Raw genomic sequence first — 15711 nt, forward strand, 5'->3', positions numbered from 1 at the left:
GCCGGTGACCGCCGGCGCGCAGGACCGGCTGAGGAGGAACGCGTGGAGCAGGAGCGAGCCGACCGCCTCGTGCACGTCGTCGACGACGTGGAGCCGCTGGAGGCTCCCGTGCTGCTGCTCGCCCTCGAGGGCTTCCTCGACGCGGGCCGTGCGGCCGACCTCGCCGTCGACCACCTGCTCACCGAGCGCGGGCCCGTGGTCGCGACGTTCGACGTCGACGAGCTCTACGACTACCGCGCGCGCCGTCCCCCGGTCTCGTTCGTCCGCGACCACTACGCGGACTACGCGGCGCCGCGCCTCGTCGTACGACGGCAGGCGGACGACGCCGGCACGCCGTACCTCCTGCTCACCGGCCCCGAGCCCGACATCCGCTGGGAGGCCTTCGCCCGCGGCGTGCGCACCGTGGTGGAGCGCTTCGGTGTCGCCCGGGTCGTCTCCATGGCGGCCGTGCCCATGGCGGTCCCGCACACGCGGCCCGTCGCGCTCACCGAGCACGCCAACGACCCGTCGGTCGTGCTGGGCAGCTCGGCGTGGCAGGGAGAGCTCCGGGTGCCGTCGAGCGCGCAGGCGCTCCTCGAGATCCGGCTGGGCGAGTGGGGTCACCTCATGCAGGGGGCCGTCGTGCACGTTCCGCACTACCTGGCCCAGATGAGCTACCCGCGGGCCGCGATCAGCCTGCTGGAGCACGTCACCCGGGTGGCCTCCCTCGACGTGGACCTCGCCGACCTGCGCGCGGCCGCCGAGCGCACGGACGCGGACGTCGCGGAGTACCTGGTGGAGCACGACGAGGTGCGCCAGGTGGTCGAGGGCCTCGAGCGCCAGTACGACACGTTCCACCGTGCCGAGGCCGCGGGGTCGAACCTGCTCGCCGAGGACGCGCCGTTGCCGTCGGGCGAGGAGATCGGACGCCAGTTCGAGCAGTTCCTCGCCGGGCTCGACGGTCCCGACGGTCCCGACGACCGGGCCTGAGCCCGCACCTCCCGAGAGACGAGAGAGGCCACGCCATGCCCCAGACCGCCGCCGAGCTGCTCGACCTGCTCGACCTCGAGACGATCGACGTCAACCTGTTCCGCGGCCGCCAGCCCGACACGGTGCGCCAGCGGGTCTTCGGTGGCCAGGTCGCCGCGCAGGCGTTCCTCGCCGGCGCGCGCACCGTCGACGCCGACCGGGCCGCCCACTCCCTGCACGCCTACTTCCTGCGCCCCGGGGACCCGCGGGTTCCCATCGTGTACGACGTCGAGCGGCTCCGCGACGGACGCTCGTTCTCGACGCGACGCGTCGTGGCCCGGCAGCACGGGCGGGACATCTTCTACGTGACCATCAGCTTCCAGGTGGCCGAGGACGGCTTCGAGCACCAGACGCGCATGCCGTCGGTGCCGGCCCCCGAGGACGGCATGCGGCTGGTCGACATCATCCGGGGACAGAGGAACGCGGACGTCAGCGTGTGGGAGCGCGAGTGGTCGGCGCTCGACGTGCGCTACGTCGGCATCTCGGGGATGGGGCTCCCCGCCGACGAGGCGAACCCCGCGCAGGCCCGCATCTGGGTGCGCATCGAGGGCGACTTCCCCGACGACCCGGTCCTGCAGCAGGCGGCGTTCGTCTACGCGAGCGACCTGACCCTCCTCGGCGCCACGCTCGTGCCGCACGGCACCACGATCAACTCGCCGGGACTGCAGCCGGCCTCGCTCGACCACACGGTCTGGTTCCACCGCGCGTTCCGGGCGGACCGCTGGTGGCTCTACGACCAGGAGTCGCCGTCCGCCGGCGGGGCTCGCGGCTTCGCGACGGCGGGGATCTACACCGAGGACGGCGGCCGCGTCGCGAGCGTCGCGCAGGAGGGCCTCATCCGCCGGGTCGAGGGCCCGAACCCGAACGCCATCTGACGCTCCGGAGGAAGACGCGGACCGGCCCTTGGCCGGAGAAGAAAACGCGGACCGGCCTCCCGCCGGAACAGGAAAACGCGGACCGCTCCGTACGTGCGGTCCGCGTTTTCCTGTGCTGCCGGGTCGCCCCCGGCCGGCGGTCAGAGCGCGTGCGTGCGCCCGAGCAGGTGCACCGCGCCGTTGCGCGGGCTCGTGAGCGAGAACGCCCAGCCGTCGTGCTCCGCGCGCGACCCGAAGGCCACGGTGCCCGGCAGGAACACCGGCTTGCGGAAGGAGACGTCGACCCGCACGGCGTCGGGCAGACGGTTCTCCAGCTGCGCGATGCAGCGGGCCTTGGTCCACATGCCGTGGGCGATCTGGCGCTGGAAGCCGAGCGCCTTGGCCGTCCACGGGTAGAGGTGGATCGGGTTGTGGTCGCCCGACACGGCGGCGTACCGGCGGCCGAGGTCGCCGCCCAGCCGCCAGCGCGTGCCGGTCGGGGCCACCTCCTCGAAGGGGGTGCCGAACGGCGCGTCGTCGTCGCCGCGTCCGCGGCGCAGGTACACCGACGTGCTCTCCCAGACCAGCTCGTCGCCCACGTGCGCGCTGGTGCGGAAGTCCAGGACCTTGCCCTTGGGGTGCGGCCGGGGCGAGCCGACCTCGGTCCGCACCGCCACCTCCTCGCCGATCGCGATCGGGCGGTGGGAGGAGATCGAGTTCTCCAGGTGCACCGTGCCGATCGCCGGGTAGGGGAAGCCGGGGTCGCTCATGATCGCCATGTGCAGCGGGAACGCCAGCATGTGGGGGAAGGGGAGCGGCGCCGTGTCCTTGGCGGGGAAGCCGCACACCTCGGCGTACGCCCGCACCGCGTCCCGCTCGACCCGCACCGGCGGCCGCTCGTAGGCCAGCCCGGCCGGGTCCCCGCCCGTCTTGCGGACGCCGGGGAGCTGGTTCAGACCGGGTACGGCGGGGAGCGCGGCCCGCGCGAGCACGCCCAGGCCGCCGCCGGTGGAGGTCAGGGTCTTCGTCGTGGGGCTCGCAGCAGCGGCCATCGCGTCAGGCCCCCAGCATCATCTGGCCGCACACCCGCACGACGTTGCCGTTGACCGCGGTGGAGCCGGGGGAGGCGAACCAGGCGATGGTCTCGGCGACGTCGACGGGCAGGCCACCCTGCGCCATGGCGTTGAGGCGCTGGCCGACCTCGCGGGTCGCGAACGGCACGGCCGCGGTCATCTGCGTGATGATGAAGCCCGGCGCCACGGCGTTGATGGTGATGCCGTCGGTCAGCTCGGGAGCGAGGGCCTCGACCAGCCCGATGACGCCGGCCTTCGAGGCCGCGTAGTTGGTCTGGCCCACGTTGCCCGCGATGCCGGCGATGGACGCCACGCCGATCACGCGGCCGTTGGGCCGGATGGCCTTCTGCTCGAGCAGCTCGGCGGTGATGCGCTCGGGTGCCGCCACGTTGACCGCGATGACGGAGTCCCAGCGGTCCTCCTTCATGTTGGCGAGCTTCTTGTCGCGCGTGATGCCGGCGTTGTGGACCACGATGTCGACGCCGCCGTGCTTGGCGAGCACGTGCTGCGCGATGCGCTGCGGCGCGTCCTTCGCCGTGATGTCGAGGGCGATGTGGTCGCCGTCGAGCTCCTTGACGAGCGCGACCAGGTCGGAGGCCGCCTGCGGGACGTCGACGCCGACGACGGTCGCGCCGTCGCGGTGGAGGACGCGGGCGATCTGCTCGCCGATGCCCCGGCTGGCGCCGGTGACGAGGGCGACCTTGCCCGCGAGCGGCTTCGCGAGGTCGGGGACGGGCTCCGCCGCCGTGGTGCCCGTGGCGCCGATGCGCACGACCTGGCCCGACACGTAGGCCGACTTGGGGGACAGGAGGAACGCCAGCGTCGAGTCGACGGCGGTCTCGGCACCCGGGGCGACGTAGACCAGCTGCACGGTGCTGCCGCGGCCGACCTCCTTGCCGAGCGACCGGGTGAAGCCCTCGAGCGCGCGCTGCGCGATCCGCTCGTCGGTCGACGTGGTGTCGGCGGGCGTCGTGCCCAGCACGACGACGCGTCCCGAGGACGTCAGGCTCCGCAGCACCGGGGTGAAGAAGTCGCGCAGGGCGCGCAGGTCCTCGGGGGTGGTGAGGCCGGTGGCGTCGAAGACCAGGCCCTTGTACGACGCGCCGTCCTCCGGGAGGGACGCCGAGGTGATCCCGAGGGCGTCGAGCGTCTCGGGCAGCTGCTCGACGAGCCGGCCGCGGCCGCCGACGAGGACGGTGCCGTCGACGAGGGGCGCCCCCTCGACGTACCGGTCGAGCGCCACCGGGCTGGGCAGGCCGAGGTTCTTGACGAGGATCTTGCCGACGGGGCTCGCGACGAAGCTCTGGTAGCGATCGGTCATGGTGGGACGTCCTCCAGGTGCGCAGGATCGGGCGACGGTGGATGATGGTGCGGGGGCAACACTACTCATCAGTAAGTAACGGGTAGTGTAACTCCGTGTCCACTTTTCGTGACGTGACCCTCAGCCGGTTCCGTCACGGCCGGGCCATCGCCAGGATAGGCACAGACTTCCCAACGATCAGGAGCACACCGACATGCAGGCACAGACCCGCCGTGTCGCCGTCATCGGCGGCAACCGCATCCCGTTCGCCCGGTCGAACACCGTCTACTCCGACGCCTCCAACCAGGAGATGCTGACCGCCGCCCTCGACGGGCTCGCCGAGCGCTTCGGCCTCGTCGGGGAGCAGGTCGGCGAGGTCGTCGCCGGCGCCGTGCTGAAGCACTCCCGCGACTTCAACCTGGCCCGCGAGTCGGTGCTCGGCTCGAAGCTCGCGCCGACGACGCCTGCGACCGACCTGCAGCAGGCCTGCGGCACCGGCCTCCAGGCGGTCATCTACGTCGCGAACAAGATCGCCCTCGGCCAGATCGACGTGGGCATCGCGGGCGGCTCGGACACGACGTCCGACGCGCCGATCGCCCTCGGCGAGAACCTGCGGAAGATCCTGCTCGAGGCCAACCGCGCGAAGGACCTCAAGGGCCGCCTGGCCGCGTTCGCCAAGATCCGGCCGGCCGACATCATCCCGACCATCCCGCAGAACGGCGAGCCCCGCACCGGGCTGTCGATGGGCGAGCACCAGGCCCTCACCGCCATCGAGTGGCAGGTCGCCCGCGAGGCGCAGGACGAGCTCGCCGCGGCGTCGCACCAGCACCTGGGTGCGTCGTACGACGAGGGCTGGCAGGACGACCTGGTGACGCCGTTCCGCGGCGTCGAGCGGGACACGAACCTCCGCCCCGACTCCACGGCCGAGAAGCTCGCCAAGCTCAAGCCGGTGTTCGGCAAGGGCGAGGCCGCGACGATGACGGCCGGCAACTCGACGCCGCTGACGGACGGAGCGTCTGTGGTACTGCTGGCCTCGGAGGAGTGGGCCGAGGCGCACGGGCTCCCCGTGCTGGCCTACTTCACGGCCTACGAGACGGCGGCCGTGGACTACGTGCACGGCGGCGAGGGACTGCTGATGGCCCCGGCCTACGCGATGCCCCGGATGCTCCAGCGCGAGGGCTACGACCTGCAGGACTTCGACTTCTACGAGATCCACGAGGCGTTCGCCTCGCAGGTGCTGTCCACGCTGGCCGCCTGGGAGGACCCGGTGTTCTGCAAGGAGCGTCTCGGCCTCGACGCCCCGCTGGGCGCGATCGACCGCTCCAAGCTCAACGTGAAGGGCTCGTCGCTCGGCGCCGGCCACCCGTTCGCCGCCACGGGCGGCCGCATCGTCGCGAACGCGGCGAAGCTGCTGGCCGAGAAGGGATCGGGCAAGGCCGTCATCTCGGTCTGCGCGGCCGGTGGCCAGGGCGTGACCGCGATCCTCGAGCGCCCCTGACGTCACCCGACCGGCCCCGCCGCACCTCGGAGCGGCGGGGCCGGTCGGCGTGCCGGGGACTGGCGCCGCTCAGGAGGCCGAGGCCGCCAGCGCGAGCGCGGAGGTCACCATGTGGCTGCGGACCTGCTCGGTGGTGATCGACGAGACGACGGGGATGCCCGGTGCGGCCTCCTTGACGAGGATGCCGACCCGCGCGAGCTGGAGCGCGCCGAGCCCGCTGGCGTAGAGCGTGTTGGACAGCAGGATGGGGTCCTCGACCGCGAAGTCGCCCGCCTGCACGCCGTCCTCGAGCACGGCGGTCAGCACCGCGAGGCAGCCCGAGATGCCGCGCCCCAGCCGCAGCAGGGCGCTCTCGCTGATCTCGTCGAGCAGCTCGGTGCCGGTGCGGCGCATGAGGGTCTGGGCGCAGTCGACGAACGCCGGGTGGGCCATGCCGTAGTCGACGAACGCCGAGACGACGGCCTCCAGGCGCGCCGCGGACGGCCCGTGCGACGCCGCTCCGGCGGCCAGGGCGTCGCGCAGCTCGTCGAGGTAGCCGACGAGCGTGAGCGCGAACAGCTCCTCCTTGCCCGTGAAGTGGCGGTAGACGATCGCGCGGTTGATGCCGACGGCGCGGGCGATGTCCTCGATCTGGGCGTCACGCACGCCGCGCTCGTCGAAGAGGGCGCGCGTGGCGTCGAGGATCTCGCGCTCGCGCTGCCGCCGGCGGGAGGCGGCGGCCGAGCGGCGTCCGTCGCGCGGTGCGGCACCCGCGGGCGCAGCGGTGTCCCTGGGGTCGCTCATGGCAGGAGCCTAGTGCAACGTGCAGTTGCACGCCCGTTGCACACGGGTCGCAGGCAGGGTGCCGGACCCCGGGCACCGAGGCTGGCAGGCTGGGCTGACGGGCGGGGTCGGCAGGAGGGTCGGCAGGAGGGGAGTGGCAGCCGTGGAGCACCAGACGCGTCGCTGGCGACCCGCGTGGCCGTGCCCCGTCGGTGGGGTGCTCGTGCAGCAGCGGCACGGCGGACGTGACCCCTCGTACGCCGTGACCCCGGACGGTGCCCACTGGCGCGCCTTCCGCACGCCGCAGGGGCTGGGGACGCTCCGGGTCCGCGCGGTGGCCGGCGAGGTCGAGCTCGACGCCTGGGGCGACGGCGCGGAGTGGCTCCTGGACGCGGCACCGGGCCTCCTCGGCGCGGACGACGACGTCGCCGGCTTCACGCCCCGGCACGCGATCGTGGCCGACGTGTGGCGGCGCAACCCGTCGTGGCGGTTCTCGCGCAGCGGCCTCGTGCTGGACGCGCTCGTGCCCGCGGTCTTCGAGCAGAAGGTGACGGGCCAGGAGGCCTTCGGTGCGTGGGGTCGGCTGCTGCGCCGGCACGGCGAGGCCGCCCCCGGTCCGGACGTGCCGGCGGCGCCGCGACTGCAGGTCGCACCGTCGGCGGAAGTCCTCGCCCGCATCCCGTCCTGGGAGTGGCTCCAGCTCCCCGTCGACCACGCCCGCTCGCGCACCGCGGTCCAGGTGGCGCGCGTCGCCGCCGGCCTGGAACGCACCGTCGCGCGCCCTCCCCGCGAGGCCGAGCCGCTGCTCCGCTCGGTGCCGGGCGTCGGGGTCTGGACGGCTGCGGAGACCCTCCGGCGGGCCTGGGGCGACCCCGACGCGGTGAGCTTCGGGGACTACCACGTGGCGAAGGACGTGGGGTGGGCGCTGACGGGCACGCCGGTGGACGACGCCGGCCTGGCCGAGCTCCTCGAGCCCTACCGACCGCATCGGGGGCGGGTCGTCGAGCTGCTCGCGCGCGCCGGCCTGGGGCGGCCCCGCCGGGGCGCGCGGATGGCGCCCCGACGCCACCTCCCGGGGTCCCGGCGGTGAGGGCGGGCAGCGCTCTGGCCAGCGGTGACGCTGTACTGCCACTGGCAGGCGCCAGTGGCAGGGAGATCGGCCCGGGGGACTTGCGAACTCCCTCCCGACCCTCCACTCTGTGATCCGCGTAACCCCGGGGTGAACCCCGCGTTACCCCCTGTGACCGCTTGAGGGAGTGGAACGGAGCCAATGCATGTGGACGCCTCGCGCCCGGAGCACGACCGGCTGCACGAGCAGCCCGTCGTGGCGTCGGCGGGTGGACGGATGACGGTGACCGCGCCGTCCTCCGTGGGCCACCTCGCCGACCGGGGCGCCGGCAGCGTGCTGGCGACGGTGGCGACGACCTCCGACGCCGCCCTGGCGACCTGGGCCAGCGGGCCCACCGGTCCGCAGCTGCTCGTCCGGCTCACCGAGCTCCTCGTCGAGGGCTCCCGCGGCCGCGCCGTCGACGCCGACGTGCTGGTCACCTTCGCGCTCCACCGCCGCGGCCAGGTCGTCGACCGCGTCCGTCTCCTGCTGGAGGCGGGCAGCCCGGGTGGCGGCGCCGCGCCGTACGACGGAGCCCGCGCCCTGCGCGCGGACGTGCGCTCGGTCGTGGTCCGGTGCACGCCCCTCACTTTCGCGCGGCTCGTGACGGGCCAGTGCTCCGCGCCGCTCGAGCTGCTCGCCGACCGGCTGGGCGTGGAGGGGGACGCGGCCACGGTGCTGGACGCCGGCCGCGTGCTGCGCTGCCCGGCGAACGGGACCGCGCTGGTGGACCCGGCCGGGCTCGAGCCGCGCGCCGTCGCGTCCGCCCTGCGCGGCGTGTCGACCGCGCACCTCCGCTCGGTGATGCGCGGCCCGTTCCGCGACGTGGTGCTCGGCGAGGTGGCCCGGCGGCTGCCCGAGCACGTGCGGCCGGAGGCGGCGCGACTGCGGCTCACGGCCGTGCTGCGGGTCACCGGTCCGTCGCGCGACGACGCGCCGGAGGTGACCGACCGTTTCGTCGTCACGATGACCGACGGACGCGTTAAGGTGACGCGGCTCACGGGGCCGGACGCCCCACCCGCCTCTCGGCGCGACGTCACGCTCACCTGCACGGGGGAGGACTTCCTGCGGCTCGCGACCGGCCACCTCCACCCCGTCACGGCCGTCCTCCGCGGACGTCTGGCCGTGCGCGGCGACCGAACCGCGGCGCTGCAGCTCAGCACCGCCCTCGACATCCCCCGACCGAGCTGAGGAGCACGCAGTGTCCGCTTCCACCCGCAGCGTGCCCGGGGTCGCGCTGGTCAGCGACCTGAAGGGTCGTGCGCAGACCGGCATCACCACGACGGGCGCGATGATCATCCTCGCCGTCGAGGCGACGAGGGCGATCTTCGTCGACATCGCGAAGCGGAAGTTCTCCTGGCAGGAGGCGCTCTTCCAGGCCTGGTTCATGACGAAGGTGTCGCTGCTGCCGACGATCCTGGTGGCCATCCCCTTCGGCGTCATCGTCTCCGTGCAGATCGGCGGCATCGCCAACCAGATCGGCGCCATCTCGTTCTCCGGCGCCGTCAACGGCATCGGCGTGCTGCGCCAGGGTGCGCCGCTCGTGACCTCGCTCATGATCGCCGGCGCGGTCGGCTCGGCGCTCTGCTCCGACATCGGCGCGCGCACCGTGCGCGAGGAGGTCGACGCGCTGCGGGTCATGGGCATCAACCCGGTGAACCGGCTGGTCGCCCCCCGTCTGTTCGCCGCGATCGTCGTGGCGCTGCTGCTCAACGTCATCGTGGCGGTGACCGCGATCGCGACGGGCTACTTCCTCAACGTCGGCGGTGGCAACGTCAGCTCGGGCACCTACCTGAACTCGTTCATCTCGTTCTCCCAGGTGACGGACCTCCTGCTGGCCGAGATGAAGGCGGCGATCTTCGGCTTCATCGCGACGATCGTCGCCGCCCACAAGGGCCTGAACGCGAAGGGCGGCCCGAAGGGCGTCGCCGACGCGGTGAACCAGGCCGTCGTCCTGAGCTTCATCCTGCTGTCGGTGGTGAACGTCGCCCTCACGCAGGCCTACGTGATGCTCGTCCCGCAGCGGATCGCCTGAGAGGAGGAGAGACGTGGCCAGCAAGATCCTCGACGGTCCCACCGACGCGCTCGCGCGGTTCGGCGACTTCGTCACCTTCGCGGTGCGGGCGCTGCTCGCGACCCGGTACACGCTCGTCAACTACCGCAAGGAGGTGCTGCGCCAGCTGATGGACATCAGCTGGGGCTCCGGCGCCATCATCGTCGGCGGCGGCACGATCGGCGTCATGGTGCTGCTGTCGCTCTCGGCGGGCACGTCGCTGGGCATCGAGGGCTTCAACGGCCTCGAGCTCGTCGGCCTCGCACCGCTGACCGGCTTCGTGTCGGCGTCCGTCAACACCCGCGAGCTCGCGCCGCTCATCGCGGCGCTCGCGCTCGCCGCCCAGGTCGGCTGCCGGTTCACCTCTCAGCTCGGGTCCATGCGGATCCACGAGGAGATCGACGCCCTCGGCGTCATGGCGGTGCACCCGCTGCGCTACCTCGTGACGACCCGCGTGCTGGCGTCGATGATCGCGATCCTGCCGCTCTACCTCATCGGGCTCATCGGCTCGTGGATCGCGTCGCAGTTCGCGGTGGTGGTGGTGTTCGGCCAGTCGGCCGGAACCTACGAGTACTACTTCGACATCTTCATCTCGGGACGCGACGTCTTCTTCTCGGTGATCAAGATCGTGGTCTTCGCCGCGCTCGTCACGCTCATCCACTGCTGGTTCGGCTTCAACGCGGGCGGGGGACCGCAGGGTGTCGGCGAGGCGACCGGCCGCGCCATCCGCGCCAGCATCGTGGTCGTCATCCTCATGAACATGCTGCTCACGCTGGCCTTCTGGGGCAACGACCCCGGATTCCGGATCACGGGGTGAACGGGGTGGACCGATGAACGTCATGGACCTGCTGCGCGGCAACACGCGCGACCCCAGCCGTGCCACGCTCGTGGTGCGCGGCATCGTGGGCCTGGCCGTGCTGGCCCTGGTGGTCGCCCTGCTCGTGCTCGTCGGGCGCGGCGCCTTCGCGGAGAAGTTCGACGCGACGGTGACGCTCGACAACGCCGGCGGCGCGCTCGTCGGCGGCTCCGACGTGCGCTACGAGGGCGTGGTGATCGGTCGCGTCCAGTCGATCGCCCACGGCTCCGAGCGCGACGCGGAGACCGGCCGCCAGCCCGTCGAGGTGGGGGTGCAGCTCGACCCCGAGCTCTCCGAGGACGTCCCCGACAACGTCGTCGCCCGGGTGCTCCCCGCGACGGTGTTCGGCACGTCGTTCGTCGAGCTCGTCTCGCCCGGCGCGAGCGGGGACTTCCTCCAGGCCGGACAGCGCATCCCGCAGGACACCAGCCAGGAGACCCTCGAGCTGCAGCAGGTGCTCGACAGCATCGACCAGATCGTGACGGCACTCGGTCCCGCCGAGCTCGCGACCACGCTGCGCAACCTCGCCCAGGCGCTCGACGGCAACGGCGAGCAGCTCGGCGTGACGATCGAGCGGCTGGGGTCCTACCTGGGTCGCCTCAACCCGGAGATGCCGGCCGTGCGCCGCAACCTCGAGCTCCTGTCGTCCAACCTCGAGGCCTTCCAGCGCTACGCCCCCGACCTCTTCGAGGCCACCGACGACGTGCTCGTCGCGGCCCGCACGCTCATCGAGCAGGAGGGGAACTTCGCGGCCCTGGTCACCAACGGCTCGGCGGCCTTCGACGAGACCAACGCCCTGCTGACCGAGAACGAGGAGCAGCTCATCTCCGTCCTCATGACGACGGCCGTGACGGTCGACGTGCTCTTCGACGAGCGCGACCAGGTGGTCGCCGGCGTGCTGGCGGCGGCCGACTTCGGCCGCGGCTTCACCGAGGCCATGAGCTTCGGCCGCTACGTGCGCATCGACGCGAACCTCGTGCTCACCGGACCGCGGCCGTACGGCGCGGCCGACTGCCCGACGTACGGCGACCTGCGCGGACGGGGGTGCTGACGTGACCGGATGGAAGAGCACCCTCGTCAAGTTCACCATCTTCGCGGTCATCTCCGTCGTGCTCTTCGTCGGCCTGTTCCGGATGATGACGAACTCCGTCGGCGGCGACACCGCGACGTGGACCGCCCAGTTCACGGCCGTCAGCGGCCTGCGCGAGGGCGACGACGTGCGGGTCGCCGGCGTCAAGGTGGGCCGCGTCGAGACCATCGAGCTCGGCGAGGGCAACGTCGCCGAGGTGACGTTCTCGCTGCGCGAGGACCAGCCGGTCTACGAGAAGACCCTGCTGGCGCTGCGGTACCAGAACCTGCTGGGCCAGCGGTACCTGGCGCTCAGCGCCCCCGAGGACCGGGGGGCCGAGCTGGAGCCGGGCGGCACCATCCCGCTCGAGCGGACGTCACCGGGCTTCGACCTCACCGTGCTGCTCAACGGCTTCGAGCCGCTCTTCAACGTGCTGGAGCCCAGCGAGGTCAACCAGCTGGCGGCCAACATCGTCGCGGTGCTGCAGGGCGAGGCCGGCACGATCGAGTCGCTGCTGCAGAACACGGCCGAGGCGACGCAGTACCTGGCGAGCAAGGACGAGGTCTTCGGCGAGGTGCTGACCAACCTGACGCCCGTGCTGGAGAACCTCGACGAGCAGTCGGCGCAGTTCGACGCGACCGTCGACCAGCTGCGGGACCTGATGACCGGGCTCGCCGCCCAGCGCGACGTCTTCGCCGACTCCATCGACAACCTCGGTGACCTCGTGGCCTCGACCTCGGACCTCCTCGGGGAGATCCGGGCCCCGCTGGCCTCCGACATCCAGAGCCTGCAGAGCACGGCCGCGCTGCTCGCCCGTGAGCAGGAGCGGGTGGCGCGCACCATCGAGTCGCTGCCGCTGCTGCTGGGCGGGTACGGCCGGTCCATGTCCTACGGCGCCTACCTCAACGTCTACATCTGCACCCTCGGGGTGGAGGTGCTCGGCGCGACCGCCTACGTGCCCAGCGCGGGCGGCCCGTACTCGGAGGGGTGCACCCTGTGAGCAAGTTCAGCCTGGCCAACGCCAACCGCTACCGCGTCGGACTCGCGGGTCTCGCGGTCCTCGCCTTCGTCGCGGCGCTCGTCGGCGCCGCGTCGGGCCTCTCGATCGGCACCCGCACCTACTCGGCGATGCTCCAGAGCACCGGCGGGATCCGAGCCGGCGAGGAGGTCCAGGTCGCCGGTGTCAGTGCCGGCGACGTGACGTCCGTCGAGCTCGACGGCGAGGCCGTGCGCGTCACCTTCACCATGGACGAGGACATCGAGCTCGGTGCGGGCACCACCGCCGAGGTCAAGGTCGCCACCCTCCTCGGCACGCACTTCCTGCTCGTCACGCCGGGCGGCGAGGGCGAGCTCGACGACGACACGATCCCGGTGGCCCAGACGCGGGTGCCCTACAACCTGCAGGACGCCGTCGACGGCGCGGTGGGCGAGCTCTCCGAGTTCGACACCGTGCAGCTCGAGCAGAGCCTCGCCCAGATCACCGAGGTGCTCGACGTCACGGGGGACGACATCGGTCCGGCCCTCGACGGCGTCGAGGCGCTCTCCGGGGTCGTCGTCGAGCGGTCCGACCAGCTCTCCTCGCTGCTGACGGCGGCGCGCCAGGTCACCCAGCAGCTCACGGACACGACCCCCGCGCTCATCGAGCTCATGCAGCAGGGTGACCTCATCCTCGACGTGCTCCGGGTGCGCCGCGACGCGATCAGCCAGCTGCTCACCGACATGACGGAGCTGGGCAACCTGCTGACGGGGGTGATCGAGGACAACGAGGAGGCCGTCGGCCCGCTCCTGAGCGACCTCGACGTCACCGTCGGCGTGCTCCAGCGCCACGAGCAGACCCTCAACCAGGCGTTGACGATGCTGCCGGCGACCGCCCGGTACTTCACCAACAGCGCCGGCACCGGGCCGTGGGTCGCGCTCTACACGCCCGCCGCCCTGCCCGACAACCTCGAGTGCGTCATCGAAAGGCGGTGCGTGGGATGAGCACGCCGACCACGGCCCGACCGAGCCGTCGCCCCCTCGTGCGGCGCGCCCTCGCGGGGCTCGCGATCGCCGGGCTCCTGGCGAGCACCGGCGGGTGCTCCGTCGGCGACGACAGCATCACCGTCACGGCCCAGTTCCGCACGACCTCCGGTCTGTTCGTCGGCAACGACGTCGGCATCCTGGGCGTCACGGTGGGCACGGTCACCGAGATCGAGCCGCGCGGCGAGATCGTCGACGTGACCCTCGAGATCGGGCCCGACGCCGACCTGCCGGCCACCGCCGGGGCGGTCGTCGCGTCGCGCTCGGTCGCCACGGACCGGTACGTCGAGATGACGCCCGCCTTCGCCGACGGGCCCCGCCTGGAGGACGGAGCGGTGATCCCCGTCGAGCGCACCCGCACGCCGGTGGAGTTCGACGAGGTGCTCGAGACGCTGCGCACCTTCAGCGACGGCCTCCGCGGACCGGACGGCAACGCCGACACGCTCAACCGCCTGCTCGAGGTCGGCGCCGAGACCCTCAACGGCCGGGGCCAGCAGATCAACGAGACGATCACCCAGTTCGCCGCCGCGGCGGAGGCGCTGTCGGGCAACACCGACGACGTCGCCGGCACCATCGTCGACCTCGACGAGCTGACGACCCTGCTGGCCACCAACCAGGACACGATCAACGAGTTCCTCACCAGCGTCACCGAGGCGACCGAGCTGTTCGCGGCGGAGCAGGACAACTTCGGCGACTCGCTCGTGGCGCTGAGCAACGCGCTCGAGGCCCTGGGCCGCTTCTCGGTCGAGAACCGCGCGGGCATCGTCAACACCACGCGCGGCCTCACCGACGTGCTCGAGAACCTCGTGGAGCACCGGGCCCAGCTCGAGGAGACCATCGAGATCGCGCCGCTCGCCTTCCGCAACGTGGGCGACGCGGTCACCGACGACAACCGGGTGCTGGTGAAGCTGCCGCCCCAGTACTTCTCGCCGGTCCAACCGGTGACGGAGGCCCTGTGCCAGAGCCTGGCCGACCTGCCGCTGGACCTGTGCCAGCAGCTCGGCACGAGTCCCGACCTGCTCGCCCTCCTCGGCGACCTGAGGGAGCTGTTGCAGCCATGATCGACCCCCGCACCTCCACCGCAGCCCCGGCGCGGCGCCTCGTCGCCGCCGTCGTCGCCCTCGGACTGGGCGCCGCCGCCCTCACGGGCTGCAGCTCGGCCCGCGAGCGGGCCGACGCCCTGCGCCCGTCCGCGGTCGGCGCCGGGCAGTACACGATCGAGGCGACCTTCTCCGACGCCCTCAACCTCCCGGCGGGCGCCGCCGTGAAGCTCGACGGCGTCAAGGTCGGCAAGGTCGTCGACATCCAGCCCGCCGACTACGCCGCCCGCGTCACGATGGCCGTCGACGAGGACGTCGAGATCCCGGAGGGCTCCGACTTCCGGCTGCGCTACACGACGGCTCTCGGCGAGGTGTACGTCGAGGTCTCGGCCGCCGAGGACGGCGGGGCGCCGCTGGCGGACGGCGCCGTGGTGCCCGCCGACGCGACGACCGTCGCGACGACCGTCGAGGACGCGCTGGCCTCGGCCTCGCTGCTCGTCAACGGCGGCAACCTGGGGCAGATCCAGACGATCGTCGGCGAGCTCAACACCGCGCTCGACGGTCGGGTCGGGGCGACGCAGAACTTCATCGAGCAGACCGACGTCTTCCTGGCCGAGGCCCTCGCCTCGACCCAGGAGATCGACCGGGTGCTCGACGCCCTCGCGGCCGCGTCGCAGACCCTCGACGCCCGCGAGGAGACCATCAACGCGGCGCTGCGCGACCTCCGGCCGGCGGCCCAGACCCTGACGGAGAACACCGACGACCTCGCGGCGCTCCTCGAGAGCGCGGACGCGCTGGCGATCACGGCCGACGGCCTGGTGGAGAGCACGCGCGACGACCTCGTGCAGATCGTCGACGAGCTCGGACCGGTGCTGGACACGCTCCTCGACGCGGAGGACGAGCTCCTGCCGGCGCTCGACGACCTGCAGACCTTCGGTGCCACGATCGACTCGCGCACGCCGACGGACTACCTGAACCTCTACTTCAAGCTGCGCGTCACCTCCGTCCTCAACTCACCGCTGCCGGGCCTGGGCGACCTGCTCGGCGGCTCGACCCCGAACGGAGGCTGAG

At 72.5% G+C, this 15711-nt stretch carries 15 protein-coding genes; 12 read left to right on the forward strand and 3 right to left on the reverse strand.

The annotated features are described in order from the left end of the window. Positions 1-42: 42 nt before the first annotated feature. Positions 43-969, forward strand: coding sequence for a PAC2 family protein (locus QE405_RS06345; protein WP_307199364.1), 927 nt, complete (start codon positions 43-45; stop codon positions 967-969). Positions 970-1004: 35 nt separating this feature from the next. Beyond that, positions 1005-1883 (forward strand): acyl-CoA thioesterase, encoded by an 879-nt coding sequence (locus QE405_RS06350; RefSeq protein ID WP_307199365.1) that lies wholly within the window; start codon positions 1005-1007, stop codon positions 1881-1883. Positions 1884-2023: 140 nt separating this feature from the next. Here the strand turns inward: QE405_RS06350 and QE405_RS06355 are convergent, their stop codons facing one another. Then, positions 2024-2914 (reverse strand): MaoC family dehydratase, encoded by an 891-nt coding sequence (locus QE405_RS06355; protein WP_307199366.1) that lies wholly within the window; start codon positions 2912-2914, stop codon positions 2024-2026. 4 nt (positions 2915-2918) lie between these two features. Continuing rightward, a complete protein-coding gene (locus QE405_RS06360) occupies positions 2919-4256 on the reverse strand; it encodes a 3-oxoacyl-ACP reductase (RefSeq protein ID WP_307199367.1) in 1338 nt (445 codons plus the stop codon). Between the two features lie 193 nt (positions 4257-4449). Here QE405_RS06360 and QE405_RS06365 point away from each other — a divergent pair, with 193 nt between their 5' ends. Further along, a complete protein-coding gene (locus QE405_RS06365; protein WP_307199368.1) occupies positions 4450-5733 on the forward strand; it encodes an acetyl-CoA C-acetyltransferase in 1284 nt (427 codons plus the stop codon). A 69-nt stretch (positions 5734-5802) separates the two neighbouring features. On the opposite strand, the gene QE405_RS06370 is transcribed toward QE405_RS06365, so the two are convergent. After that, complete coding sequence (locus QE405_RS06370) at positions 5803-6516, reverse strand: TetR/AcrR family transcriptional regulator (protein ID WP_307199369.1); 714 nt, start codon at positions 6514-6516, stop codon at positions 5803-5805. A 142-nt stretch (positions 6517-6658) separates the two neighbouring features. Between QE405_RS06370 and QE405_RS06375 the strand changes: the two genes are divergently transcribed. The 9 genes from QE405_RS06375 (at position 6659) to QE405_RS06415 (ending at position 15710) form a co-directional block, all read left to right on the forward strand. Continuing rightward, on the forward strand, positions 6659-7585 hold the full coding sequence (locus tag QE405_RS06375) for a DNA-3-methyladenine glycosylase family protein (protein WP_307199370.1): 927 nt from the start codon (positions 6659-6661) through the stop codon (positions 7583-7585). 186 nt (positions 7586-7771) lie between these two features. Continuing rightward, positions 7772-8794, forward strand: coding sequence for an SCP2 sterol-binding domain-containing protein (locus QE405_RS06380; protein ID WP_307199371.1), 1023 nt, complete (start codon positions 7772-7774; stop codon positions 8792-8794). 10 nt (positions 8795-8804) lie between these two features. Next, positions 8805-9638 (forward strand): MlaE family ABC transporter permease, encoded by an 834-nt coding sequence (locus tag QE405_RS06385; RefSeq protein WP_307199372.1) that lies wholly within the window; start codon positions 8805-8807, stop codon positions 9636-9638. Between the two features lie 13 nt (positions 9639-9651). Continuing rightward, on the forward strand, positions 9652-10473 hold the full coding sequence (locus tag QE405_RS06390) for an MlaE family ABC transporter permease (RefSeq protein ID WP_163771851.1): 822 nt from the start codon (positions 9652-9654) through the stop codon (positions 10471-10473). Positions 10474-10486: 13 nt separating this feature from the next. Beyond that, positions 10487-11563, forward strand: coding sequence for an MCE family protein (locus tag QE405_RS06395; protein WP_307199373.1), 1077 nt, complete (start codon positions 10487-10489; stop codon positions 11561-11563). Position 11564: 1 nt separating this feature from the next. Next, positions 11565-12581 carry an MCE family protein gene (locus QE405_RS06400; protein WP_307199374.1) on the forward strand — a complete coding sequence of 339 codons (1017 nt, stop codon included), beginning with the start codon at positions 11565-11567 and terminating at the stop codon, positions 12579-12581. Beyond that, positions 12578-13561 carry an MCE family protein gene (locus QE405_RS06405; protein WP_307199375.1) on the forward strand — a complete coding sequence of 328 codons (984 nt, stop codon included), beginning with the start codon at positions 12578-12580 and terminating at the stop codon, positions 13559-13561. Before QE405_RS06400 ends, QE405_RS06405 begins: the two co-directional genes overlap by 4 nt. Then, positions 13558-14661, forward strand: coding sequence for an MCE family protein (locus QE405_RS06410; RefSeq protein ID WP_307199376.1), 1104 nt, complete (start codon positions 13558-13560; stop codon positions 14659-14661). Before QE405_RS06405 ends, QE405_RS06410 begins: the two co-directional genes overlap by 4 nt. Further along, positions 14658-15710 (forward strand): MCE family protein, encoded by a 1053-nt coding sequence (locus QE405_RS06415; RefSeq protein WP_307199377.1) that lies wholly within the window; start codon positions 14658-14660, stop codon positions 15708-15710. Before QE405_RS06410 ends, QE405_RS06415 begins: the two co-directional genes overlap by 4 nt. The last annotated feature ends 1 nt before the right edge of the window (position 15711 follow it).

It is taken from the genome of Nocardioides zeae (assembly GCF_030818655.1).
GTDB classification, from domain to species: Bacteria; Actinomycetota; Actinomycetes; order Propionibacteriales; family Nocardioidaceae; genus Nocardioides; species Nocardioides zeae_A.

Coding starts and splice junctions, on each gene's coding strand:
- QE405_RS06350 (WP_307199365.1), top strand. CDS start 1,005: ATGCCCCAGACCGCCGCCGAGCTGCTCGACCTGCTCGACCTCGAGACG.
- QE405_RS06355 (WP_307199366.1), bottom strand. CDS start 2,914: ATGGCCGCTGCTGCGAGCCCCACGACGAAGACCCTGACCTCCACCGGC.
- QE405_RS06360 (WP_307199367.1), bottom strand. CDS start 4,256: ATGACCGATCGCTACCAGAGCTTCGTCGCGAGCCCCGTCGGCAAGATC.
- QE405_RS06365 (WP_307199368.1), top strand. CDS start 4,450: ATGCAGGCACAGACCCGCCGTGTCGCCGTCATCGGCGGCAACCGCATC.
- QE405_RS06370 (WP_307199369.1), bottom strand. CDS start 6,516: ATGAGCGACCCCAGGGACACCGCTGCGCCCGCGGGTGCCGCACCGCGC.
- QE405_RS06395 (WP_307199373.1), top strand. CDS start 10,487: ATGAACGTCATGGACCTGCTGCGCGGCAACACGCGCGACCCCAGCCGT.
- QE405_RS06410 (WP_307199376.1), top strand. CDS start 13,558: ATGAGCACGCCGACCACGGCCCGACCGAGCCGTCGCCCCCTCGTGCGG.
- QE405_RS06415 (WP_307199377.1), top strand. CDS start 14,658: ATGATCGACCCCCGCACCTCCACCGCAGCCCCGGCGCGGCGCCTCGTC.